This window comes from Methylophilales bacterium (genome assembly GCA_019823025.1).
In the GTDB taxonomy this organism is placed as follows: Bacteria; Pseudomonadota; Gammaproteobacteria; order Burkholderiales; family Methylophilaceae; genus BACL14.
The window spans coordinates 637,135-661,165 of sequence record CP081940.1 but is presented as its reverse complement, the minus strand read 5'-3'; the positions used below and the strand labels follow the sequence as shown (position 1 = coordinate 661,165).

The window sequence follows — 24,031 nt, the reverse complement described above, 5'->3', positions numbered from 1 at the left end:
AATTATGGCTATTGAAGTTTCTGCAGTAATTAAAGGCGTAAGGATATCACCTCAAAAAGCGAGGTTGGTTGTTGACTCTATTAGAGGAAAAAAAGTAGATAAGGCGCTTGATATATTAACCTTCAGCCCAAAGAAAGGCGCTGAAATTGTTAAAAAGGTTGTCGAGTCTGCGATAGCGAATGCAGAAAATAATAATGGTGCTGATATTGATGAGTTAGCAATTAAAACCATTTATGTGGATAAGGGAACAGTTTTAAAAAGACAGCGTGCTGGAGCTAAGGGGCGCGGTAAAAGAATTATTAAACCGACCAGTCACATTACTGTGACTGTGGGCAATTAAAAGAGAGAATTATGGGACAAAAAATAAATCCAACTGGTTTTCGTTTAGCTACTAATAAAAATTGGTCTTCGCGATGGTATTCAAATAGTAAAAACTTTGCCGTTCTTTTAAACAATGACATAAAAGTGAGAGAGTTTCTGAATAAGAAACTCGTGAATGCTGCGGTGAGCAGAATTTTAATTGAAAGACCTGCTAAGAATGCCAAAATTACTATTTTTTCAGCAAGGCCAGGTATTGTCATTGGTAAAAAGGGTGAGGATATTGAATCTCTAAGATCGAGCATACAAGACTTAATGGGTATTCCTGTTCAATTAAATATTGAAGAGGTCAGAAAACCAGAGATTGACGCAACTTTGGTGGCCCAAAGTATTGCCCAACAACTAGAAAAAAGAGTAATGTTTAGGCGTGCAATGAAAAGAGCGATGCAAAATGCGATGCGATTAGGTGCACAAGGGATAAAAATAATGAGTTCTGGCAGGCTTAACGGGATTGAAATTGCCAGGTCTGAGTGGTATCGGGAAGGAAGAGTCCCACTTCATACGCTAAGAGCCGATGTAGATTACGGTACAGCTAGAGCACAAACACAATATGGAATTATTGGCGTTAAAGTTTGGATATTTAAGGGTGAGATTTTTGAGGACCCAACACTACCGAAAACTGCTACAGAATCTCAAGTTGAAAAAGTAGAGCCACTTGAAAAACCAAAACCTAAAAAAACAATTAAGGCTGCAGTAAAAAAAACCAAGCCTGCAGAAGAGATTAAAAAACCTAAAGTTTCTGTAAAGAAAAAAGATGAAGTAGAAGCAGACTCCACAAAAACAAAAAAAGATGAGAAATAAAAATGTTACAGCCTACCAGACAAAAATATAGAAAGCAGCATAAAGGAAGAAACCGAGGACTTGCTTTAACAGGAAATAAGGTGAGTTTCGGTGACTTTGGACTCAAAGCTACTGGTCGTGGGAGAATTACTGCCAGACAAATTGAAGCTGCAAGAAGGGTAATGACAAGACACATTAAGAGAGGTGGGCGAATCTGGATTAGAATTTTTCCTGATAAGCCTATTACCAAAAAACCAGCAGAGGTACGGATGGGTAAGGGTAAAGGAAGTGTTGAGTACTTTGTAGCTGAAATACAGCCTGGAAAAATGTTATATGAAATGGATGGTGTTGATGAAGCAACAGCCAAAGAAGCATTTAGATTGGCTGCAGCGAAACTTCCGTTGTTAACAACGTTTGCATCTAGACACATCGGCGGTTAAGGAGATAATTATGAAAGCTTTAGATTTGAGAAAGAAAAAGAAAGAAGACCTTGATAAGGAATTGATTGAGCTTAGGAAAGCTCAGTTCTCCACTAGAATGCAAATATCAACTCAACAATCAAACAAGAATGATCAGTTAGGCAAAATAAGAAAAGATATTGCAAGAGTAATGACAGTTCTTGCAGAAAAAGGGGATAGTTAATCATCATGGCTGAGACAAAAAAAATAATAAGGACGCTAGTGGGTAAGGTTGAGAGTAACAAAATGGATAAAACCGTTACAGTCAGAGTCCCAAGACTAGTTAAACATCCTGTTGTTGGTAAGATTATCAAGTTATCAACAAAGGTACATGCGCATGATGAAAAAAATGAAATTAATGAGGGTGATCTTGTTGAGATTACAGAAGGAAAGCCTGTCTCAAAAAATAAATCTTGGGTTGTTACAAAAGTAGTTTCAAAAGCAGTTCAAGAGAATTAAGTAAATTAATGTTTTACTTGAGAAAATAGTAGCAATAATTTATAATTTTGCTCTTTTTGGCGTTCAGATAAATATTACAAGCTAACGCCCCAATACTGACCGTGGCTTTGGCCTAATAAAGTTTTATAAGGCTGGATTGGTTAAACGGATTAAGTTGGAGAATATAAATGATACAAACACAATCTAGATTAGATGTCGCCGATAATACAGGTGCACGCTCAGTAATGTGCATTAAGGTATTAGGTGGCTCAAAAAGAAGATATGCCGGTATAGGAGATATTATCAAAGTGGCCATTAAAGATGCTGCACCTAGAGGCCGTGTAAAGAAGGGCGAAGTTTATTCAGCTGTTGTCGTAAGAACAGCTAGCGGGGTAAGAAGAACAGATGGCTCGTTAATTAAATTTGATAGTAATGCCGCTGTATTGTTAAATGCGAAACTAGAGCCAATCGGGACTCGTATTTTTGGCCCAGTCACACGTGAACTAAGAACAGAAAAGTTTATGAAAATTGTGTCTTTAGCCCCAGAAGTTATTTAGGAGTTTATAAAGTGAATAAAATACGTAAAGGTGACAAGGTAATACTAAATACAGGAAAAGATAAAGGAAAGCAGGGAATTGTTCTCAATATCTTGAAAAATAACCGTGTGGTTGTTGAAGGTTTAAATATGGTAAAAAAACATACAAAACCAAATCCTGCTAAGGGAGATCAAGGTGGTTTGGTAAGTAAAGAGATGCCAATTAATATATCGAACATTGCTATTTTTAATACGAAGTCGAATAAGACAGATAAAGTAAATTTTAAAGAATTAAAAGATGGGAAAAAAATTCGCATCTATAAATCTACACAAGAAGCAATAGACGTTTAGGAAAAAAATATGGCTAGATTAAAAGAATTTTATGTTGAGACTGTTGTTAAGGAATTAACAGATCAATTCAAGTACAAATCTATTATGGAAGTACCTAGGATTGATAAAATAACATTAAATATGGGTGTTGGTGAAGCAGTTGCCGATAAAAAAGTTATGGAAAATGCAGTTGGTGATATGGAAAAAATTGCAGGTCAAAAGCCAATTGTTACCCTTTCAAAGAAATCAATCGCTGGTTTTAAGATCAGAGATAATTATCCTGTTGGTTGTAAGGTAACTTTAAGAAAATCAAATATGTATACGTTTCTAGATCGCTTAATATCCATTGCTATTCCAAGAGAGCGTGACTTTAGAGGCCTATCTCCAAAATCATTTGATGGTAGAGGTAATTATAATATGGGTATAAAAGAACAAATAATTTTTCCCGAAATTCAATATGACAAGATTGATTCTCTAAGAGGGATGAATATCACAATTACAACAACAGCAAAAACAGACGAAGAAGCTAAAGCTCTCTTGTCTGCTTTTAGCTTTCCATTTAGGAGTTAAGGTAAATTATGGCTAAATTATGCATGACTCAAAGAGAAACTAAACGTTTAAAAATGGTTGAAAAATTTAAAGCAAAACGTTTAGCCTTAAATGAAGTTATTAATGATGCTTCTGCTTCAAGAGAACAAAAAATTGAAGCAAGGCAAAAACTTCAAGCTCTGCCAAGAAATTCTAGTCCAGTTCGGTTAAGAACGAGATGTGCTTTAACAGGTCGCCCAAGAGGTGTTTATAAAAAGTTTGGTCTTGCACGAGGCAAACTTAGAGATCTTATGATGGCTGGTGAAGTGCCAGGTGTCGTTAAGGCAAGTTGGTAAAAGGGGAAAAATATGAGCATGCATGATCCGATATCAGATATGTTAACCCGTATAAGAAACGGCCAAATGAGAAGTAAGGTTAATGTTACTTTGCCTGCCTCAAAGGTAAAAAAAGCTATTGCAAACGTTCTCAAAGATGAGGGTTATATTGAAGGTTTTAGTATTGATGAAAACAATGGCAAGCCGCTATTAAATATTGAATTAAAGTATTACGCAGGTGAGCCCGTAATTGAAAATATACAGCGAGCTAGTAAACCAAGCTTGAGGCTATATAAATCAAGTAATGATTTACCTAGAGTAATGAATGGGCTTGGAGTTGCAATTGTAACAACCTCCAAGGGTGTAATGACAGATATTAAAGCAAGGGCTGAGGGCGTCGGTGGTGAAGTTCTTTGCTACGTTGAATAAGGAGAAAACATGTCTAGAGTTGCAAATAACCCAGTAGTTGTTCCCGAAAAGGTAGAAGTTACGATATCGGATGACAATGTATTAATTAAAGGTCCTTTAGGCGAAATGAGACAGGAGCTAAAAGGTCAAGTTGAGATTAAGAAAGAAGAAAATAGTTTATTGTTCTCAGCGAAAGAATCAACTAAACATTCGTTAGCGATGTCAGGTACGATTCGAGCGTTAGTCAACAATATGGTGCTAGGCGTTTCGGTAGGTTTTGAAAAAAAACTCCAATTAATCGGGGTTGGTTATAAAGCACAAGCACAAGGGAATAAAATAAACCTTGAGCTTGGTTTTTCACATTCAATCAGCCATGCACTCCCAGATGGTGTGACTGCGCAAACACCCTCACAAACTGAAATTATTTTAAAAAGCTCAGACAAACAAGTGGTAGGTCAAGTAGCTGCAGAAATTAGAGCGTATAGACCACCAGAGCCTTATAAAGGTAAGGGTGTTCGTTACGTGGATGAGTATGTGGTAATGAAAGAAGCTAAAAAAGCATAAGGAATAGATGATGACAAAAAATAATGCAAGAATTAGAAGGGCAACAAAATCTAGAGCGAACATGGCTTATTTAGGTAAAACAAGGTTATCAATACATAGGTCAAACGCAAATATTTATGCGCAAGTTATTGACGGTAAAACAAATAAAATTATTGCTTCAGCATCAACGGTAGAGGCTGATGTGAAGAAAAAACTAAAGAATACAAGTGATACAAATGCTGCAACAGAAATAGGAAAGAGAATAGCTGATAAGGCAATAAAAGCCGGTGTTAAGGTTGTTGCTTTTGATAGATCAGGTTATAGGTATCATGGTCGAGTTAAGGCTTTGGCGGACTCTGCAAGAGAAAACGGGTTAACATTCTAAAACTTAGGAACGGTACAAAAAATGGCACAAAATAAAAATAACAACACGGGCAATCAAGACAAAGGACAAACTGATGGCCTAAGAGAAAAGATGATAAATGTAAATCGTGTGACCAAGGTTGTTAAGGGCGGTCGTATCATGAGTTTTGCTGCATTAAGCGTTGTCGGAGATGGTGATGGTGCTGTTGGCATGGGTAAAGGTAAAGCGAGAGAGGTTCCACTTGCCGTTCAAAAAGCGATGGATGAAGCAAAGAGAGGTATGATCAAAGTAAAGCTTAACAACGGTACTTTATATCACTCAGTAACCGGAAGGCATGGAGCTGCAAAAGTGACTATTCTTCCCGCATCACAAGGAACAGGAATTATTGCTGGTGGCGCAATGAGAGCAATATTTGAAGTTATGGGAATCACAGATATTTTAGCGAAATGTATAGGATCAGCAAATCCCTACAATGTAGTTAGAGCAACATTGAACGGATTATCATCTATGAATACGCCAGCAGACATTGCAGCGAAAAGAGGTAAAACAATAGAAGAGATTAGAGGTTAGTTATGGCTAAAGGAAAAAAAATTAAAGTGACCCTTATAAAAAGTCCTATCCATAAGTCTGTAGCACATAAAGCTACAGTAAAAGGTCTTGGATTAAGAAGAATGCGTCATAGTGTTGAGTTAGAAGATACCCCTGCAATAAGAGGGATGATAAATGCAGTAAATTACTTACTTAAGGTAGAAGAGGTTTCAGCATGAGATTAAATACTATTAAGCCTTCAGATGGCTCAAAAAAAGAAGTAAGGCGAGTTGGTCGAGGAATTGGTTCAGGGTTTGGAAAAACTGCAGGGCGTGGCCATAAAGGCCAAAAATCTAGAGCAGGTGGCTTTCATAAAGTAGGCTTTGAAGGTGGGCAAATGCCTATTCAAAGAAGACTACCAAAAAGAGGTTTTAGATCTATGTCTAAGCCCTACAATGCAAAAGTAAGAACAAGCGAATTAAATAAACTTGATAATGGTATTGTTGATCTACTTTCTTTAAAGGCAGCAAACTTAATACCTAATATGTCTTTAAATGCCAAAATATTTCTTTCAGGCGAAGTTACCAAAAAATTAACAATACAAGGTATTGGTATAACAAAGGGTGCTTTGAAAGCTGTAAAAGACGCGGGTGGAAAGGTCGAGGAAGTTGTAACCACGAATCCTAAAGCAGAAAAGAAAGATCTAGTTAAAGATAAACCTACAAAAAAATCGAAGTAAATTTTGGCTGAAAACTCTACACTAGGGCAGTTAAGCAAAATGGGCGAACTAAAAAGCCGCCTTCTATTTTTGCTTGGCGCTTTAATTATTTTTCGGTTAGGTTCACACATTCCTGTACCCGGCATAGACCCTTTTGAGTTAAAAAAATTATTTGATTCACAAAGTGGCGGAATTCTTGGAATGTTCAATATGTTTTCTGGGGGAGCATTAAGTAGATTTACTGTTTTTGCACTAGGTATTATGCCTTATATCTCAGCTTCAATCATAATGACACTCCTCACCTCTATGTCAGAAAAATTGAAAGAGTTAAAGAAAGAAGGACAGTCAGGACAGAGGATAATAACGCAATATACTCGTCAAGGAACTGTTGTATTAGCTGCTTTTCAGGCGCTTGGTATTACGGTTGCACTAGAAGCACAGCCGGGTCTTGTTCTTGATCCTGGTTTAGCCTTCAGATTAACCTCAGTTATAACTCTTGTGAGTGGAACGATGTTTTTAGTTTGGTTGGGAGAGCAAATTACAGAACGAGGCATTGGTAATGGTATATCAATGATAATTTTTGCGGGTATCGTGGCTGGGCTTCCAAGTGCATTAGGAAATACCCTCGAACTTACAAGAACGGGAGCTTTTTCTATTCCCCTAGTGTTCTTCTTGCTAGTCGCTGTTGTTCTAGTTACTGCAATAGTTGTATTTGTTGAAAGAGGGCAGAGAAGAATCACAATTAATTATGCAAAGAGGCAAGTTGGAAATAAGATGTATGGTGGGCAATCATCTCATTTACCTCTTAAGATAAATCAAGCAGGCGTCATACCAGCAATTTTTGCGTCAAGCGTAATCTTGTTTCCAGCAACCATTGCAGGTTGGTTTGGATCCGGGGAGAGCCTTTATTGGCTGAAAGACATTAGCGCTGCGATTTCACCTGGGCAACCAATTTATATTATTATGTTTGCTGTAGCTATCATATTTTTCTCATACTTTTATACAGCCATTACTTTTAACCCTGCTGAGACCGCAGACAATTTAAAAAAAGGTGGGGCTTTTGTTCCTGGGATAAGGCCTGGCGAACAAACAGCTAAATATATAGACACAATTATGGGACGTTTAACGCTTATCGGTTCAATTTACATAACCTTAGTTTGTTTACTTCCAGAATTATTAATCTTGAAATTTAATACACCATTTTATTTTGGGGGAACATCACTCCTTATTATTGTTGTGGTAACTATGGATTTCATGACCCAGGTTCAGTCACAAATGATGTCCTACCAGTATGAAGGGCTCCTTAAGAAAGCAAACTTTAAAGGTGGGTCAGGTGGAAGGCTTTAATGGCTAAAGAAGATATTATAGAAATGGAAGGAGAGGTTTTAGAAAACCTTCCAAATGCAACATTCAAGGTTAAGCTTGAGAACGATCATGTTGTGTTAGGTTATATATCAGGAAAGATGAGAATGAATTATATAAGAATTTTGCCGGGAGATACTGTAACGGTAGAGATATCCCCATATGACTTAAGTAAAGGCAGAATTACATTTAGAGCAAAGTAAATTAGATTTTCGAGAGGGCATATATTATGAAAGTAAGAGCATCAGTAAAGCCAATGTGTATTAACTGTAAAGTTGTAAGACGAAACGGTGTAGTGAGGGTAATTTGTAAAAAAGATCAACGCCACAAACAAAGGCAAGGATAATTTTTACGTTGTTAAATAACAAAAAAATAGTTATAATTTCGGGCTTTGATAAATCTTTAGCCCTTATATATTAGGAGTTTTGTATGGCCCGTATTGCTGGAGTAAATGTATCTGATAATAAACATACTGAAATAGCTTTAACAGCTATATATGGTATTGGTAGAGTCACAGCTAAGAAAATTTGTGATGCTACTGGTATTACAGCTACAACAAAAATAAAAGATTTGTCAGATGCTGATCTTGAGAAATTAAGAGACCATATTGGTGGTTATGAAGTCGAAGGTGATCTTCGAAGAGAAGTAACCATGAATATCAAAAGATTGATGGACCTTGGTTGTTACAGAGGGCAAAGACATAGAAGAGGTCTTCCAGTAAGAGGTCAAAATACAAAGAATAATGCAAGAACAAGAAAAGGCCCAATCAGGGCTATTAGGAAATAAAGGATAATATTTATGGCAGTTGATAAAACCGTTCGTGTAAAGAAAAAAGTTAAAAAGAATGTCTCAGAGGGGATAGCTCACGTTCACGCTTCTTTTAACAATACAATAATTACAATCACAGACAGACAAGGCAATGCTCTTTCATGGGCTACCTCTGGTGGAGCAGGTTTTAAAGGGTCAAGAAAAAGTACCCCGTTTGCTGCGCAAGTAGCAGCAGAGGCTGCTGGTAAAGCTGCTCAAGAATACGGAGTAAAAAATATTGAAGTAAGAATTAAAGGGCCTGGACCTGGAAGAGAGTCTTCTGTGAGAGCGCTTAATTCAGTAGGATTAAAAATTACAAGCATCCAAGATATTACGCCAGTACCACATAATGGATGTAGACCCCCAAAAAAGAGAAGAATTTAATTAAATGTTAAACGTTAGAGAGCTATAGGAGAATAACTTGGCTAGAAATCTAGACCCCAAATGTCGTCAATGTAGAAGAGAAGGTGAGAAACTTTTTCTAAAAGCTGAGAAGTGCTTTACTGAAAAATGTGCAATTGAAAAAAGAAATTATCCTCCGGGTCAACACGGACAGAGAAGGTCATCTAGACTTTCAGATTACGGAGTTCAACTTAGAGAAAAACAAAAATTAAGAAGAATTTATGGTGTATTGGAGAAGCAGTTTAGAAGTTATTATGCAGAAGCCGATAGAAAAAAAGGAATTACAGGTGAAAACCTTTTACAAATGTTGGAATCTAGACTGGATAATGTTGCCTATAAAATGGGTCTAGGTGGATCTCGAACAGAGGCCAGACAAATTGTAAGACACAATAGTATTCTAGTTAATGGAAAAAGGGTGAATATCCCTTCATACCAAGTTCAACCAGGTGACAGTATTAGTGTTGCTGATCAATCTAAAGATCAATTAAGAATTAAATCTGCATTAGAAGCTGCTGATGAGAGAGGTTTACCAGAATGGCTTGAAGTCGATGTAAAAAAATTAACTGGAATATTTAAAAATAGACCAGAGAGGGATGATTTACCTTCTACTATAAATGAGTCGCTTGTTGTAGAGCTTTACTCTAAATAAAAAATCTAGTCTAAAAATTTAAATAAGGATAACTATGGAAATCAGCCCTACAGAATATTTAAAACCAAAAATTGTTGATGTTGATATTAAATCACCTAATAGAGCTAAGGTTACGCTTGAGCCCATGGAAAGAGGTTTTGGACATACATTAGGAAACGCTCTTAGAAGAGTGCTTTTATCTTCAATACCAGGATATGCAATTACTGAAGTAAAAATTGATTCCGTTGTTCATGAATATTCTACAATTGATGGGGTCCAAGAGGACGTAGTAGACATTCTGTTGAATCTCAAGAAAGTTGCATTAAGAATTCATAATAATACAAGTGCTACCATCTCTCTCAAAAAAGATGTAGAAGGGGAAGTAACTGCTGGTGACTTTGATGTAGGGCATGATGTTGAGATTAAAAATCCTGAACTTGTTATCGCACATTTAAACAAAGGCGGGAAGATAGATATCGAAGCTCGAGTCGAAATGGGAAGAGGTTATCAGGCAGTACCAGTGAGAAACAAAGGTCAAGAAAAAGGAACAGAATTAGGGTTTATAGGAATAGATGCTTCTTTTAGCCCTATAGATAAAGTAAGTTATTTCGTTGAAAGCGCTCGTGTTGAGCAAAGAACAGATTTAGATAAACTTATTTTAGACGTAGAAACAAATGGCGTTGTTGATGCAGAGGAAGCGATAAGGGATGCAGCATTTATTTTACGTGGTCAATTATCTGTTTTCGCGAATTTAGAAAGTGAATTAAGTGAGGTGGAGGTTAAAGAGGCACCAGTTATAGATCCAGTCTTATTAAGACCTGTTGATGATTTAGAATTAACTGTTAGGTCTGCTAACTGTCTTAAGGCTGAAAGTATTTATTACATTGGTGACCTGGTTCAAAGAAACGAAAGTGATTTATTAAAAGCTCCTAATTTAGGAAGAAAATCCTTAAATGAAATTAAAGACATCCTTTCATCAAAAGGCTTAACACTTGGTATGACAGTTGAAAACTGGCCAGATGAAGGCGTCGAAAAAGTATAAATTAAAAAATAGTTTTGGAGTAATAACATGCGACATGGTAAGGCACATAGAAAGTTAAATAGAACGAGTAGTCATAGAAAGGCTATGTTTAAGAATATGGTTGTTTCATTATTTAAACATGAGCTAATTAGAACTACCCTTCCAAAAGCTAAAGAATTAAGGAAGTATGCTGAACCAATGATTACTCTCGCTAAAGAGACTAGTGTTCACAATAAAAGATTAGCTTTCAGTCGATTAAGAGATAGAGAGATTGTAGGAAAATTATTTAGTGAGTTAGGTCCTAGATATAGCAAAAGAGCAGGTGGATACTTAAGAATTCTTAAATGTGGTTTTAGAAAAGGCGACAACGCTCCAATGGCATATGTTGAGCTTGTGGAAAGACCAATTAAAAAAGAAGAGACTCCTGAAGAGAAAAAACTAGATTCAGCGAACATAAATAATCCTATTGACGTTACACCAATAGAAGAAACTAAAAAGCCTGCGGCAAAAAAAGCAGAAACTAAAAAGCCTGCGGCAAAAAAAGCAGAAACTAAAAAGCCTGCGGCAAAAAAAGCATAGGCTAGATAATAGTTTTATTTTAAAAAACCAGCTTAAAGCTGGTTTTTTTTTGTTTATTTTAAGTATAAGTACTTATAATAAGTACATGATTTCATCCACCTAAAATTATGAAAAATAATATCGAAAGAAAAGAAAGTTTGAACGATCTGATAGATCAAATTGATGAACTATTAGAGAGTTCTGAGTTTTCTGAAAATTCTAATGATAACTCAGTGGATGAGAAGCATGCATTAATTAAAAATCTTGTCAGCAAAAAAAATATAAGCTCACTCGAAAGCTTACTAGATGATCTTCATCCCGCTGATATTGCAGATATTCTTGAGTCATTGCCAGTCCAAAAACGTTTAGTTTTATGGGATTTAGTTAAGAGTGAAAATGAAGGTGATATCCTAATTGAGGTATCTGATTCTGTGCGTCAAACCCTTATAGCCGATATGGATAGTACAGAGTTGTTAGCGGCTGCAGAGCAACTTGATACAGATGAGATTGCAGACATTGCACCAGATTTACCTGAAGAAGTCTTGAAAGACTTACTAGAAAATTTAGATATTCAAAATAGAGAGAGACTTCAGTCAGCATTATCGTACCCAGAAGATTCTGTAGGTAGCTTAATGGAATTTGAGATAACAACTATTAGAGAAGATTTAACTTTAGAGGTAGTTTTAAATTATTTAAGAAAAATTAAGAAGCTGCCAAACCATACTGATAAATTATTTGTTGTTGATAAAGATGGTTTAATTTTGGGAGTTTTGCCATTAGAAAGAATAATTGTTAATGCTCCAACAACAATAGTTAAAAATATTATGGCAAAAGAGGTAGTTTTGTTTAAGCCAGAAGATTTAGCTGATGAAGCTTCAAACGCTTTTGAAAGATATGATTTAGTTACGGCTCCTGTGGTTGATGAAAATAAAAAATTAGTTGGTAGGTTGACTGTTGAAGCTGTAATGGATTTTATTAGACAAGAATCTGATAATGAAAAATTTTCTATGGCTGGATTGAGGGAAGAAGAAGACATTTTTTCTTCAATATGGAAATCAGTTCAAAACCGATGGGCATGGTTGGCAATAAATCTATTAACGGCGTTTATAGCATCAAGAGTGATTGGTATTTTCGAAGGCTCTATTGAGAAAGTTGTTGCCTTAGCGGCGCTCATGCCAATTATTGCAAGTATTGGTGGAAATTCAGGAAATCAAACAACGGCCATGATAGTAAGGGCGTTAGCGATAGGACAATTAACCCAATCAAGCATACGATCCTTATTGTATAAAGAGATAAGTGTGGCGCTTTTAAATGGGTTGATATGGGGATCAATTGTAGGTTTATTCGCATTTTATTTATATAATAATGCTGATTTAGGTTTTGTAATGGCGAGTGCTATGGTTTTAAACCTTATACTCGCAGCGATTATGGGGGTTTTAATGCCACTTTTAATGCATCGCTTAGGTAAAGATCCCGCAGTTGGCTCAAGTGTTTTAATAACTGCAATGACAGATAGCGGAGGTTTTTTTATATTCCTTGGACTTGCAACCTTGGTTTTAACGTAAATATTTTTTTAAAAGTTGATAAAAAATGAATTTAGAATATACACAAATGCAAAGCAACTTATTTTATCTAAAAAATAATTTCACTTTAGAAACTTTGATGAGTTGGGGATTTATTTCACAATTATTATTAGTATTCTTGGTAATCGGTACAGCTTTTTTTGCAGAGTACCTGATTAGGAGAAGATTAAGTAGAAAATATATAGTAGATAATCAAAATAACCTTAAAGATATTTTTAAGTTATTCAGGCCAGCTTTCATGCTTTCAATACTTTTCAGCGCTATGTTTTTTTTAAGGGAGGGAGATCTCCAATGGAGGTTATTATATTTTGCAAATAGTGTACTAGTAATCCTTATATTTGTCAGATTAGCAATAATATTTACAAGATATATCTTAAAACCAGGACCATGGCTTCGACCTTTTGAAAATATATTTGCTGGAATTTTGGTCACAAGTTATTTGGCCTTTCAATTTGGTGTTTTAAAACAAATCCAAGATCGACTTGATTCTATAAAATTTGTCATTGCCGAAGAAAGCATCACAATGCTTTTAATTGTTGAGACTATCCTGGGGATATTTATTGCAGTTTTATTTGCAATGACGATCGCAAGATTTATTGAAAATAGAGTAATGAATATAAAATCTAAAAGCTTTAGAGCAAATCAAAGAATTGTTGTCATAAAAATACTCAAGATTTTACTTTATATTCTTGCAATTATTACAGTTCTAAATGTTTTAGGAATTGATTTATCATTTTTAACAATTTTTGGTGGAGCTTTTGGTTTAGGTTTAGCTTTTGGTTTTCAAAAGGTGGCTGCTAATTATATAAGTGGGTTTTTACTTCTCAGTGATGAATCCATTAGGGTTGGCGATATGATTGATGTTAGTGGTGAATATGGAAGGGTAACTGCAATAAAATCACGTTATACCGCTATTAGGAGACTAGATGGTATAGAAGTTCTTATACCTAATGAACAATTATTAACTAGTGAAATTACAAACCTCACTTTCTCAAATACGACTGTTAAAATACCCTTAGACCTACAAATAAGCTATGAGTCGTCTATTGATAAGGCAATGGAAGTCATTTTGAAAGTGTGCCACGCAGAAGAAAGAGTAATCCAAGATCCAAAACCAAATGTATTTGTAAAAGAATTTGCTGATAGCGGGATTAATTTACACATTGCTTGCTTCGTCGTTGACCCTGACAAAGGTTTTTTAGAGTTAAAATCGGATATTTATAGGGCTATTTTTGAAGAGTTCAAGAGTAATAATATAGAAATACCTTACCCACACAGAGTGTCGATTACGAAAAAATAAAAATTATTTTATCTTATTTTCTTTGTAGATAACGTGTTTACGAATAGTAGGATCAAATTTCTTGATTTCGAACTTTTCAGTCATGGTTCTTTTATTTTTTGTCGTTGTATAAAAATGTCCAGTACCTGCTGACGAATCTAATCTTATTTTTTCTCTCATAATTTACTCCTTAAACCTTTTTACCATCTGCACGCATTCTTTTAAGAACTTCATCAATCCCAAGCTTATCAATAGTTCTGAGCGCTGCTCCAGATATTTTCATAGAGACCCAACGGTTCTCACTTTCAACCCAAAATTTACGACTTTGAAGATTGGGGAGAAATTTTCGACGCGTTCTATTCTTAGCATGAGAAACGTTGTTCCCTGTTGTCGTTTTCTTCCCTGTTACATCACATACTCTAGCCATATCTAACCTCGATTGTTCAAATTCGCAAAAGAGGTTTATTATCCATAGAATTAGGCGTCATATCAAGTCTTTTTTACGACTTTCCGGTGCTTCCGAAACCACCATCTCCACGATCACTTTTGGAATAGTCTGAAACCAAATTAAATGTTGCTTGTGATACTGGAACTATCACAAGCTGTGCAATTCTATCCAGAGAGTTTATGGTAAATGATGATGAACCTCTGTTCCATGTAGAGATGAATAATTCACCTTGATAATCTGAGTCAATTAATCCAACTAGGTTACCAAGAACTATCCCATGCTTATGCCCAAGCCCTGACCTTGGCAGTATGAGTCCTGCATATCCTGGGTCTTGAATAAAAATTGAGATACCTGTGGGAATCAGCTCTGTTTTTCCTGGATTAATAACTACAGGATCATCTATACACGCTCGTAGATCCAGTCCTGCAGAGCCTTCTGATGCATAAGTTGGGATATGATCTCTTATTAATGGATTAAGAATTTTAAAGTCAATTGATAGTGTCATGCGCCTTTACTCTCATGAAAAATTTAAATATATGTTCTAAGATAATTCTACTTTGTTCCTCTTTGTCAGCCTCAGGTAGATACCTTTCTTCATATTGATCGATAATAACCATCTTAGCTCTTGTTTTCCCCATTGAATGTTTAATTTCATTGCCGACAATAATGTCTAAATTTTTTGATACAAGTTTATTTTTTGCATTCTCAATTAAATTTTCAGATTCAGCAGCAAATCCAACAACTATCTTATGACTAAAATCTTTTCCTATGTGACTGAGAATATCCTTAGTTTTTTTAAGTTCTAGGGAAATATTTTTACTTTTTTTCTTTATCTTACCTTCTGTGTAATTTGGCTTATAGTCAGATATAGCGGCAGCGCTAATGTAGATATCATTTTTTTCAATATGAGAAGTAATAGAATCACTCATCTCATCATGATTCATTGCTTTTGCTGTTTTGATGCAGGATGGAAATTCATAATTGGAGTGACCAGAAATAACAGTAACCTCCGCCCCCATCATATATGCCATTTTTGCAAGATTTAATCCCATTAGACCAGAGCTTAAATTGGTAATAGCTCTAGCTTCATCAATTTTTTCAAGCGTAGCACCAGATGAGATTAAGATTTTCCTATTAGAAAAAATTTGAGGAGTTATTATTTTTTTAATATCAAGCATCATCGATTCAAAATTTATTAGCCTTCCAAAACCAACTTCACCGCAAGCCTGCTCACCTGCATCTGGACCAGAAATTACTATGCCATCATTTTTAATTGTCTCTATGTTTCTTTGTGTGGCTGTATTGTTAAACATTTCAACGTTCATCGCGGGGGCTACAAGAAGTGGGCATGACCTAGCCAGGCATAGATTGGTTAGAAGGTCATCTGCTAAACCATTAGCTAGTTTAGCAATGAAGTTACAAGAAGCCGGTGCGATTAATATTAAATCTGCAGTTCTTGCAAGATTGATATGTTCCATTCCGTTACCCTCTGTAGGTTCCCACATATTTTCTAAAACAGGATTCCCAGAAAGGGCTTGAAGGGTCAATGGGGTAACAAATTGCTTTGCTGACTTGGTTAAAACAACCTGGACAAAAAAATTATTTTTACGCAGTAGTCGAATTAATTCAGCAGCCTTGTAAGCAGCTATACTCCCTGTGACTCCCAGCAGAATCTTTTTTTTAAGCATTGTTAAGTTAAAATAATTTATTAGGAATGAAAGTATAACAAATATGAAAGATATTTTTGGAATCGATGGATGTAAATTCGGCTGGGTAGTGGCTGAAGAGAGAACTAAAGGAGACTTAAGTATAAGGCTAATTAAGGACTTAAATGATTTAGAAAGTATAAGTAGTCAAAAATCGACAGCTGGAATTGATATTCCATTAGCCATACATGAAAAAGGATTTCGTATGGCAGATGCTGAGGCGAGAACCTTATTAAAATCAAGAGCCTCTACGATATTTTCAGCTCCTGCTTTAGAAACATTGCATTCAGATAACTACACTGATGCATGTGAAATTAATGAGTCAATTTGTGGAAAAAAGATTTCAAAGCAATCATGGTTTTTATTCTCCAAAATAAAGGAAGCAAGGACAATTTTTTGTAAACCAAATAAAAAAATAAAACTGTATGAGGTGCATCCTGAGTTAAGTTTTATGTCGATGAATGATATGGGGGTAATAGAGTTAGGAAAAAAAACTAATGAAGGGTTCAAAATGAGATATAAACTAGTCAAAAAGTTATTTCCAAAATTTAATTTTGAGAAAATAAGAGCTAGTTTTAAGAGATGCGATGTTGCAGATGATGACATTTTAGATGCTATTGCAGTTCTATGGTCAACCCAGAAAATAATTGCTAATATGGCTTCTTACGTTCCAAAAAAACCAGAAACTTCTTTAAGTAAAATTTATTACTAAATGAAAAATATTGGAAATAAAATCATTTGGGCACTTGTATCACTTCTTGGCGCCTTTGCATTTTCATTAATAGCACTTCAGAGAGAAGAGTCTATCAATGCGATCTGGTTTATCACGGCAGCCATATGTATTTATACGGTTGCTTATAGATTTTATTCCGCCTGGATTGCAACAAAGGCACTCGTAATTGATGGCTCAAGGCAGACTCCCGCAGTTAAATTTAGTAATGGTCAAGATTTTGTCCCTACAAATAAATGGGTATTATTTGGCATTCATTTTGCTGCTATCGCTGGACCAGGACCCCTTGTTGGCCCAACTCTTGCAGCTCAATTTGGTTATCTACCCGGCACAATTTGGATTTTAGTTGGGGCAGTAGTGGGTGGTGCTGTTCAAGATATGGTTATTTTATTTTTTTCAGTTAGAAGAAATGGTAAGAGTTTGGGTCAAATGGCTAAAGAAGAGTTGGGTGCTCTAGCTGGCTTTGCTTCGATGATTGGTACTTTCGTAATCATGATTATCCTAATTGCTGTTTTAGGCTTAGTAGTTGTAAATGCAATGAAAAACAGTCCCTGGGCAACATCAACGGTTGTCGCGACCATTCCAATAGCAATTCTTGTTGGTTTTTATATGAGATTTATTCGCCCCGGAAGAGTTCTAGAAGCGACTGCTATTGGAGTTATTTTGCTTTTAATGGCAGTTTACATGGGGAGCATCATTGATAATTCGGAATCAATGAGAAGTTATTTTGATCATAGTGGTCTTTTCTTGGCATGGTCTCTTATTATCTATGGCTTTATCGCAGCAGTTTTGCCAATATGGATGCTCCTTGCACCAAGAGATTATTTATCAACCTTTGTGAAGCTTGGCACTATTATTTTTCTAGCTATTGCTATCGCAATTATGCAGCCTGATATAAAAATGCCTGCGGTTACTCAATTCATAGATGGATCTGGACCTATTTTTGGGGGGAGTGTATTTCCATTTGTTTTTATCACAATTGCTTGTGGTGCAATTTCTGGGTTTCATGCACTCATCTCATCAGGGACAACCCCAAAATTAATAGATAATGAAAGACACATTCCGATGATTGGTTATGGTGGAATGCTTCTTGAGGCATTTGTTGCAATTATGGCAATGGTAGCGGCTTGCGTTTTAGAGCCTGGAATATATTTTGCCATCAATAGTCCTGCTGGAATTGTTGGCACAGAGGCAAATGAAATAATCAGTAAAATCAATTCATGGGGTTATTCGGTAACCGTTGAACAGATGAACCAATTGGCTAAGGATGTTGGTGAATCTACATTATTTGCAAGAACGGGAGGAGCCCCATCACTGGCAGTTGGAATGGCGACTATTTTTGCTAACGCCTTTGGAAAGCATTTGCTCGCTTTGTGGTATCACTTTGCCATCATGTTTGAAGCTGTATTTATATTGACTACGTTAGATTCTGGTACAAGAGTTGGAAGATTCATGTTACAGGATATGTTGGGGAATCTTCACCCTAAGTTAGGACAAACTTCCTGGCTTCCATCAATAATCTTGACAAGCTTTATTGTAGTCTCATGTTGGGGTTATTTCTTATACATAGGCGTTATTGATCCTAACGGTGGAGTAAATATCCTGTGGCCTTTGTTTGGCATTGCAAATCAAATGTTAGCGGCAATTGCTTTAAGCGTTGGAACTGCGATATTGATAAAATCAGATAAGATTAAATTTGCTTGGATTACAGCTATTCCATTAGTGTGGCTTATGATAGTTACAACCTCGGCTGCCTATCAAAAAATATTTAGCGAAGATATTCGTATAGGTTTTCTTTCAGCAGCTAACTCAATGTCTGAAAAAATAAGTAATGGATATATTCCTGATTACGGAATTGATGTCGCACAAAAACTTATTTTCAATTTAAAGCTTGATGCGGGTATTACTATATTTTTAGTAATTATCTTATGGATAGTCATCATTGATGTAATCAGGATTGTATTAACAACTAACATCAAAAATCGTAAAAGAAAGCTATCAAATGTTTAGTTTTAGAAAATTATGGTTATATATACGGACAGTCAGTGGGGATAATGACTATGAAATTTACCTCGAAAATTTTAACAGCTGTAAAAAGCATAAAAAAGATTTTCCTTTATCTAGGGCTGAATATTTCAAATCAAAATTAGAGGGGAAATGGAATAAGATTAATCGTTGTTGCTAACAGAGGTTGCTTTAAAATACATAAACATTCCAAGAATCAGCATAGGAAGTGATAACCATTGACCCATAGAAAAATCTAAATAAAGCAGACCAAGGTGGCCATCAGGCTCCCTTGTAAATTCAATCAAGAATCTAAATAATCCATAAAAAATTAAAAACAATGCAGATACTTTTCCTACACTCCGTTGTTTTTTTGCGTAAAACCAAAGAATTAAAAAAAGAACAAGCCCCTCAAAAAAAGATTGATATAGTTGAGAGGGGTGCCTGGTAATATTATCAACTGCAGGAAAAATCATTCCCCATGTGGCATCTGTTGGCCTTCCCCATAACTCTTGATTAATAAAATTACCAACCCTACCAAAACTTAATCCTAAAGGAACTAATGGGGCAATAAAATCCGTTATGACTAACCATCTGATTTGATATTTTCTCGCTATCATCATCATCCCGATTAATACACCTAGAAAGCCACCGTGAAAAGACATACCCCCTTGCCAAAAAGCAAATATTTCAGCAGGATTATTTAAATAATATGTAGGCTGATAAAACAATACATAACCTAATCTTCCACCAAGTATTACACCTAGCGCTCCGTAAAAAAACATATCATCCAATACCTTCTCATCGATTAAAGACCACGTTTGATCTCTTACCTGTTTTTTACCAAAGTATATAAAAGATAAAAATCCGATGAAGTACATGAGCCCATACCAATGAAGTGCTAAAGGGCCTATTGAAATTGCAATGGGATCAAATTGAGGATGAGTCAGCATATAGGTGCAATTATAAGTTAAAATTGCGATGTATTAAAAAATTTAGGGATTAACAGTAATGCCAAAATACAGATCAAGAACGACGACAGAAGGCAGAGGTCAAGCAGGAGCAAGAGCACTTTGGCGCGCGACTGGGATGAAGGATGACGATTTTGTTAAGCCTATAATTGCAGTCGTCAATTCATTTACTCAGTTTGTTCCGGGACACGTGCATTTAAAAGATATGGGTCAATTGGTGGCTAGAGAAATTGAAAAGCATGGAGGTGTGGCAAAGGAATTTAATACAATCGCAGTTGACGATGGAATTGCCATGGGCCACGACGGTATGCTTTATAGTCTACCTAGTAGAGAATTAATTGCAGACAGCGTTGAGTATATGGTGAACGCGCATTGCGCAGATGCCATGGTCTGTATCTCAAATTGTGACAAAATCACCCCAGGCATGTTGATGGCAGCAATGAGAATTAATATACCGGTTATTTTTGTATCTGGTGGCCCAATGGAGGCAGGAAAGGTTAGCTGGGAAAATTCCGTTACTAAAATTGATTTAGTTTCACCTATGATTGGTTCAGAGGATAAATCTGTATCAGACGTTCAGTTAAAAGAGCTTGAAGAGTCTGCTTGCCCAACATGCGGGTCTTGCTCTGGAATGTTTACAGCGAATTCTATGAATTGTTTAACAGAAGCATTAGGCCTTAGTTTGCCTGGTAATGGAAGTACTCTAGCAACTCATGCGTTAAGAAAAAACTTATTTTTAGATGCAGGTAAAAGAATAGTAGATATTACAAAAAGATATTATGAAAAAAATGAAAAGGGAATTTTACCTCGAGAGATTGCCACAAAAGAAGGATTTGAGAATGCAATGAGCTTAGACGTTGCTATGGGGGGTTCGACAAATACGGTACTTCATTTACTTGCGGCAGCTAGAGAAGCCAAAGTTGACTTCACCATGAAAGATATAGATAAGATCTCAAGAAGTGTCCCTTGCTTATCAAAATTAGCACCTGCATCACAGAAATATCATATGGAAGATGTGCACAGAGCGGGAGGTGTATTTGGATTATTAGGTGAGCTCAGAAGAGCAAATAAGATTAACGAAAATGTAAGTTGTGTTCATTCTCCAACACTCGGGGAGGCAATAAATCATTGGGATATTGTAAATACTAAAGATGATGAGGTTAAAAGCTTTTTCCTAGCAGCACCAGGGGGTATTAAAACAACTCAAGCATTTAGTCAGGAAAAATTATGGCCTTCCTTAGATCTAGATAGGGAGAGTGGATGTATCAGAAATAAAAAAAATGCTTATAGCCAAGATGGAGGACTCGCGGTTCTCTATGGAAATATTGCTGAGGAGGGCTGTATCGTCAAAACAGCAGGAGTTGACGAGGAGATATTAAAATTTACTGGAAAAATCAGGCTTTTTGAATCACAAGATGCTGCAGTTGAAGAAATCCTAGCAGATAAAATTAAAGAAGGAGACGTTGTTTTGATTATCTATGAAGGGCCAAAAGGGGGGCCTGGAATGCAAGAGATGCTGTACCCTACGACATATTTAAAATCAAAAGGACTAGGAAAGGCATGCGCTTTGCTAACTGATGGCAGGTTTTCTGGAGGTACCTCTGGTCTTAGTATAGGACATGTATCACCTGAAGCTGCAGAAGGTGGGGCAATTGCATTGGCTGAAGAAGGTGATATCTTAGAAATTAATATTCCTGAGAGATCAATAAATTTAAAAATTACTGACGAAGTCATGCAGAAGCGGAGGGAAGCTATGGATCAAAAAGAAAATGCTTGGAAACCTAAACCGAGACAACGTAAGGTAACTGAAGCTCTAAAAGCTTATGCGATGATGACAACAAGTGCATCAAATGGGGCTGTAAGAGATATCAATCAATTAGAAAAATCATAATGAAGATCAGTCAAAATATTAAAATTTCAAAAAATAAAGATGGACTAAAATTTATAGATATTAATAATGATAAAGCTGATGCAAAGATTGCATTGCAAGGAGCACATGTCGATTGGTGGAAACCGAAGTCAATACAAGATGATATTCTATGGCTATCCTCAAATGCACGTTATGAAAAAGGAAGGTCAATCAGAGGCGGTGTACCGATATGTTGGCCATGGTTTGGTGAGCATCCAACTGATAATGGTTTTTGCTTACATGGATTTGCAAGAGTTATACCCTGGGAATTGATTGAATCGAGTGACTTAAAAAACGGCGCAACAAAAATTGTTCTTAAGATGATTCCAACAGAAACTGTAAAGAAGCAACTTACATATAATTTTGAGCTTATCTTGAGTATTGTTGTTGGTGAAACTTTGAGTCTCAATTTAAAAACGACTAATTTATCTGATAGCCCTTTTACGATAAGTGAGGGGTTTCATACTTACTTTTATGTGTCTGATATTGATAATGTGAAAGTTTCAGGTCTTGAAAATGCCTTATTTACTGATAAGAATCAAAATTTTAAAAAAGGAATTGAGAGGGATTCAATTTCTCTAAAATCGCCTATAGATAAGGTTTATTTAAATTCCAGTAATGATTGTTACTTGGAGGATAAGAAATTAAAAAGAGTTATAAGCATTAAAAAGTCAAATAGCGATTCATTGGTTGTTTGGAATCCAGGTAAAGAAAAAGCAAATGCGATGAGTGATATGGGTAAAAAAGACGAATGGAGGCGGATGGTTTGTATAGAGACAGCTAATACACTTGAAAACTCAGTTGTAATATATCCAAAACTTTCGCATAGTATTTCGACTGAGTACTCTGTCCAAGAGTATTAAATAATTTTTACAATTAATTTCATTTAAGGTTATTAAGTTTGCTATGCCTTATTGAATAACCGAAATAAAATACTACCCCAAAAGTAAGCCATGTTAAAAACCTTATCCAGGTATCTGTTGGAAGAAAGAACATTAAAGCTCCACAACATAAAATACCTAACAGTGGTATCAACGGATGCCATCTATTTTTAAAAGTATTTTTTTTATGCTTTGAGCGTAACGCTATAACTCCGAAACAAACAATTATAAAAGCTGAAAGTGTGCCAATATTAACGATTTCAGCAAGTTCACCCAGAGAAACAAATCCCGCAATAGATGATATGATAATTCCAGTTGTAAGTATTACTTTTACGGGCGTTTTTGTTTTTTTATTCACTCCACTTAAATATTCCGGTAGTAAACCATCTCTACTCATAGAAAAAATGACTCTTGTTAATGCATAAAATAAAACAAGCATCACAGTCGCTAAACCAAAGATAGCTCCAGTAGCTACCAAAGCAGATGACCAAGAATATCCTAATTGAGATAGGGCAAATGCGACAGGATCTGATACGTTCAACTCCTCATAATAAATAACGCCAGTAAGGAGTGCTGAAACGATAACGTAAAAAACCGTACAAATCATTAATGAGTATAAGATACCTTTTGGCAAATCTTTTTGAGGGTTAATCGCCTCTTCTGCAGCAGTAGAAACAGCGTCGAAACCCACGTAAGCAAAGAAGACAATCGAAGCCCCAGCAAAAATTCCTATCGTTTCACCATCCGGCAGTCTATCAAACCATCCAAAAGGAATGAATGGAGTCCAATTACTTGGGTTAACGTTAAAAAGTGCAATAAAAATAAATATCAAAATTGCACTTATCTTGATAAACACCATTATCGTATTTAATTTAACACTCTCTTTGACACCAGCGATAAGAAGCATCATGATTAAAATGATTATGATTGACGCGGGAAGATTAATTACTCCACCAGCACTTGGAGGATTAATTAAGTATTCGGGAAGACCAATATTGATAGCAACTAGTGCATTATTAAAATAACCTGACCAACCACTTGCTACAGCTGCAATTGCAACGCCATACTCTAATAAGAGTATCCAGCCAATAATCCATGCAAAAAGTTCACCAAATGCGACGTAGGAATAGCCATAAGCACTTCCACAACCTCCAATAGATGAGGATAGTTCAGCATAAGATAATGCAGCAAATGCACATGCGGTTCCTGCAATTATGAAGGAGATAATAATTGCCGGACCTGAGTGAGTAGCAGCAACAATGCCCGTTAAAACAAAGATACCTGTACCAATGATACATCCCACACCAAGCAAGGTTAAATCGAAAGCACTAAGACAACGCTTTAATTGTGTATTTTCATTTTCCGTTAACCCTTTTTTTCTAAATAATTGATCTAGCAT

The 24,031-nt window shown here is 35.9% G+C and carries 36 protein-coding genes; 30 read left to right on the top strand and 6 right to left on the bottom strand.

The window, feature by feature from the left end:
• Positions 1–10: 10 nt before the first annotated feature.
• The 25 genes from rplV (at position 11) to K6112_03430 (ending at position 14,004) form a co-directional block, all read left to right on the top strand.
• Positions 11–340: a 50S ribosomal protein L22 gene (gene rplV / locus K6112_03550; protein ID QZP18477.1), complete on the top strand. Its 330-nt coding sequence runs from the start codon at positions 11–13 to the stop codon at positions 338–340.
• 11 nt (positions 341–351) lie between these two features.
• Positions 352–1,179, top strand: coding sequence for a 30S ribosomal protein S3 (gene rpsC, locus K6112_03545; protein ID QZP18425.1), 828 nt, complete (start codon positions 352–354; stop codon positions 1,177–1,179).
• Positions 1,180–1,181: 2 nt separating this feature from the next.
• On the top strand, positions 1,182–1,598 hold the full coding sequence (rplP, locus tag K6112_03540; protein ID QZP18424.1) for a 50S ribosomal protein L16: 417 nt from the start codon (positions 1,182–1,184) through the stop codon (positions 1,596–1,598).
• A gap of 10 nt (positions 1,599–1,608) precedes the next feature.
• A complete protein-coding gene (rpmC, locus tag K6112_03535) occupies positions 1,609–1,800 on the top strand; it encodes a 50S ribosomal protein L29 (protein QZP18423.1) in 192 nt (63 codons plus the stop codon).
• A 5-nt stretch (positions 1,801–1,805) separates the two neighbouring features.
• A complete protein-coding gene (gene rpsQ, locus K6112_03530) occupies positions 1,806–2,075 on the top strand; it encodes a 30S ribosomal protein S17 (GenBank protein ID QZP18422.1) in 270 nt (89 codons plus the stop codon).
• Between the two features lie 167 nt (positions 2,076–2,242).
• The gene (gene rplN, locus K6112_03525; protein ID QZP18421.1) at positions 2,243–2,611 is read left to right on the top strand and encodes a 50S ribosomal protein L14; all 369 of its coding nucleotides are present in this window, start codon (positions 2,243–2,245) and stop codon (positions 2,609–2,611) included.
• 11 nt (positions 2,612–2,622) lie between these two features.
• Complete coding sequence (gene rplX, locus K6112_03520; protein QZP18420.1) at positions 2,623–2,940, top strand: 50S ribosomal protein L24; 318 nt, start codon at positions 2,623–2,625, stop codon at positions 2,938–2,940.
• A 9-nt stretch (positions 2,941–2,949) separates the two neighbouring features.
• Positions 2,950–3,489: a 50S ribosomal protein L5 gene (gene rplE / locus K6112_03515; protein QZP18419.1), complete on the top strand. Its 540-nt coding sequence runs from the start codon at positions 2,950–2,952 to the stop codon at positions 3,487–3,489.
• A gap of 8 nt (positions 3,490–3,497) precedes the next feature.
• Positions 3,498–3,803 (top strand): 30S ribosomal protein S14, encoded by a 306-nt coding sequence (rpsN, locus tag K6112_03510; GenBank protein QZP18418.1) that lies wholly within the window; start codon positions 3,498–3,500, stop codon positions 3,801–3,803.
• A gap of 12 nt (positions 3,804–3,815) precedes the next feature.
• Positions 3,816–4,211 (top strand): 30S ribosomal protein S8, encoded by a 396-nt coding sequence (rpsH, locus tag K6112_03505; protein QZP18417.1) that lies wholly within the window; start codon positions 3,816–3,818, stop codon positions 4,209–4,211.
• Positions 4,212–4,220: 9 nt separating this feature from the next.
• Entirely contained in the window at positions 4,221–4,754 is a 534-nt protein-coding gene (gene rplF / locus K6112_03500) for a 50S ribosomal protein L6 (GenBank protein QZP18416.1), read from the top strand.
• Between the two features lie 10 nt (positions 4,755–4,764).
• Positions 4,765–5,118, top strand: coding sequence for a 50S ribosomal protein L18 (gene rplR, locus K6112_03495; GenBank protein QZP18476.1), 354 nt, complete (start codon positions 4,765–4,767; stop codon positions 5,116–5,118).
• Between the two features lie 21 nt (positions 5,119–5,139).
• Positions 5,140–5,667, top strand: coding sequence for a 30S ribosomal protein S5 (rpsE, locus tag K6112_03490; protein ID QZP18415.1), 528 nt, complete (start codon positions 5,140–5,142; stop codon positions 5,665–5,667).
• Positions 5,668–5,669: 2 nt separating this feature from the next.
• Positions 5,670–5,864 (top strand): 50S ribosomal protein L30, encoded by a 195-nt coding sequence (rpmD, locus tag K6112_03485; GenBank protein ID QZP18414.1) that lies wholly within the window; start codon positions 5,670–5,672, stop codon positions 5,862–5,864.
• Complete coding sequence (gene rplO, locus K6112_03480) at positions 5,861–6,364, top strand: 50S ribosomal protein L15 (GenBank protein QZP18413.1); 504 nt, start codon at positions 5,861–5,863, stop codon at positions 6,362–6,364. The genes rpmD and rplO overlap by 4 nt, the downstream gene beginning before the upstream one ends.
• A 3-nt stretch (positions 6,365–6,367) precedes the next feature.
• Positions 6,368–7,690, top strand: coding sequence for a preprotein translocase subunit SecY (gene secY, locus K6112_03475; protein QZP18412.1), 1,323 nt, complete (start codon positions 6,368–6,370; stop codon positions 7,688–7,690).
• On the top strand, positions 7,690–7,908 hold the full coding sequence (gene infA, locus K6112_03470; GenBank protein QZP18411.1) for a translation initiation factor IF-1: 219 nt from the start codon (positions 7,690–7,692) through the stop codon (positions 7,906–7,908). The genes secY and infA overlap by 1 nt, the downstream gene beginning before the upstream one ends.
• A gap of 26 nt (positions 7,909–7,934) precedes the next feature.
• Entirely contained in the window at positions 7,935–8,051 is a 117-nt protein-coding gene (rpmJ, locus tag K6112_03465; protein ID QZP18410.1) for a 50S ribosomal protein L36, read from the top strand.
• An 83-nt stretch (positions 8,052–8,134) separates the two neighbouring features.
• Positions 8,135–8,491, top strand: a complete 357-nt coding sequence (rpsM, locus tag K6112_03460; protein QZP18409.1) for a 30S ribosomal protein S13 — start codon at positions 8,135–8,137, stop codon at positions 8,489–8,491.
• Positions 8,492–8,503: 12 nt separating this feature from the next.
• Complete coding sequence (gene rpsK, locus K6112_03455) at positions 8,504–8,896, top strand: 30S ribosomal protein S11 (protein QZP18408.1); 393 nt, start codon at positions 8,504–8,506, stop codon at positions 8,894–8,896.
• A 37-nt stretch (positions 8,897–8,933) separates the two neighbouring features.
• A complete protein-coding gene (gene rpsD, locus K6112_03450; GenBank protein QZP18407.1) occupies positions 8,934–9,563 on the top strand; it encodes a 30S ribosomal protein S4 in 630 nt (209 codons plus the stop codon).
• A 34-nt stretch (positions 9,564–9,597) separates the two neighbouring features.
• A complete protein-coding gene (gene rpoA, locus K6112_03445) occupies positions 9,598–10,584 on the top strand; it encodes a DNA-directed RNA polymerase subunit alpha (protein ID QZP18406.1) in 987 nt (328 codons plus the stop codon).
• Positions 10,585–10,611: 27 nt separating this feature from the next.
• Complete coding sequence (rplQ, locus tag K6112_03440) at positions 10,612–11,142, top strand: 50S ribosomal protein L17 (protein ID QZP18405.1); 531 nt, start codon at positions 10,612–10,614, stop codon at positions 11,140–11,142.
• Positions 11,143–11,249: 107 nt separating this feature from the next.
• Entirely contained in the window at positions 11,250–12,686 is a 1,437-nt protein-coding gene (gene mgtE / locus K6112_03435) for a magnesium transporter (GenBank protein QZP18404.1), read from the top strand.
• A gap of 25 nt (positions 12,687–12,711) precedes the next feature.
• Positions 12,712–14,004 (top strand): mechanosensitive ion channel, encoded by a 1,293-nt coding sequence (locus K6112_03430; protein QZP18403.1) that lies wholly within the window; start codon positions 12,712–12,714, stop codon positions 14,002–14,004.
• Positions 14,005–14,007: 3 nt separating this feature from the next.
• On the opposite strand, the gene rpmG is transcribed toward K6112_03430, so the two are convergent.
• From rpmG to coaBC, 4 genes are all read right to left on the bottom strand, one after another.
• On the bottom strand, positions 14,008–14,163 hold the full coding sequence (gene rpmG / locus K6112_03425; protein QZP18402.1) for a 50S ribosomal protein L33: 156 nt from the start codon (positions 14,161–14,163) through the stop codon (positions 14,008–14,010).
• 10 nt (positions 14,164–14,173) lie between these two features.
• On the bottom strand, positions 14,174–14,410 hold the full coding sequence (gene rpmB, locus K6112_03420; protein QZP18401.1) for a 50S ribosomal protein L28: 237 nt from the start codon (positions 14,408–14,410) through the stop codon (positions 14,174–14,176).
• 73 nt (positions 14,411–14,483) lie between these two features.
• Positions 14,484–14,936: a dUTP diphosphatase gene (dut, locus tag K6112_03415; GenBank protein QZP18400.1), complete on the bottom strand. Its 453-nt coding sequence runs from the start codon at positions 14,934–14,936 to the stop codon at positions 14,484–14,486.
• Complete coding sequence (coaBC, locus tag K6112_03410) at positions 14,920–16,119, bottom strand: bifunctional phosphopantothenoylcysteine decarboxylase/phosphopantothenate--cysteine ligase CoaBC (protein QZP18399.1); 1,200 nt, start codon at positions 16,117–16,119, stop codon at positions 14,920–14,922. The genes dut and coaBC overlap by 17 nt, the downstream gene beginning before the upstream one ends.
• A gap of 43 nt (positions 16,120–16,162) precedes the next feature.
• Here coaBC and K6112_03405 point away from each other — a divergent pair, with 43 nt between their 5' ends.
• The 3 genes from K6112_03405 to K6112_03395 are packed head-to-tail and all read left to right on the top strand — an operon-like array spanning position 16,163 to position 19,052.
• Entirely contained in the window at positions 16,163–16,849 is a 687-nt protein-coding gene (locus K6112_03405; GenBank protein ID QZP18398.1) for a DUF429 domain-containing protein, read from the top strand.
• On the top strand, positions 16,850–18,877 hold the full coding sequence (locus tag K6112_03400; protein ID QZP18397.1) for a carbon starvation protein A: 2,028 nt from the start codon (positions 16,850–16,852) through the stop codon (positions 18,875–18,877). It abuts the gene before it with no gap.
• Positions 18,870–19,052, top strand: coding sequence for a YbdD/YjiX family protein (locus tag K6112_03395; protein ID QZP18396.1), 183 nt, complete (start codon positions 18,870–18,872; stop codon positions 19,050–19,052). Before K6112_03400 ends, K6112_03395 begins: the two co-directional genes overlap by 8 nt.
• On the opposite strand, the gene lgt is transcribed toward K6112_03395, so the two are convergent.
• Complete coding sequence (gene lgt, locus K6112_03390; protein ID QZP18395.1) at positions 19,036–19,824, bottom strand: prolipoprotein diacylglyceryl transferase; 789 nt, start codon at positions 19,822–19,824, stop codon at positions 19,036–19,038. The genes K6112_03395 and lgt overlap by 17 nt on opposite strands.
• Positions 19,825–19,882: 58 nt before the next feature.
• Here lgt and ilvD point away from each other — a divergent pair, with 58 nt between their 5' ends.
• Together ilvD and K6112_03380 are read left to right on the top strand one after the other, a co-directional pair.
• Positions 19,883–21,733 (top strand): dihydroxy-acid dehydratase, encoded by a 1,851-nt coding sequence (gene ilvD / locus K6112_03385; GenBank protein QZP18394.1) that lies wholly within the window; start codon positions 19,883–19,885, stop codon positions 21,731–21,733.
• The gene (locus K6112_03380; GenBank protein ID QZP18393.1) at positions 21,733–22,614 is read left to right on the top strand and encodes a D-hexose-6-phosphate mutarotase; all 882 of its coding nucleotides are present in this window, start codon (positions 21,733–21,735) and stop codon (positions 22,612–22,614) included. The genes ilvD and K6112_03380 overlap by 1 nt, the downstream gene beginning before the upstream one ends.
• 19 nt (positions 22,615–22,633) lie before the next feature.
• Here K6112_03380 and K6112_03375 read toward each other — a convergent pair whose 3' ends face one another.
• Positions 22,634–24,031, bottom strand: coding sequence for an amino acid permease (locus K6112_03375; GenBank protein QZP18392.1), 1,398 nt, complete (start codon positions 24,029–24,031; stop codon positions 22,634–22,636).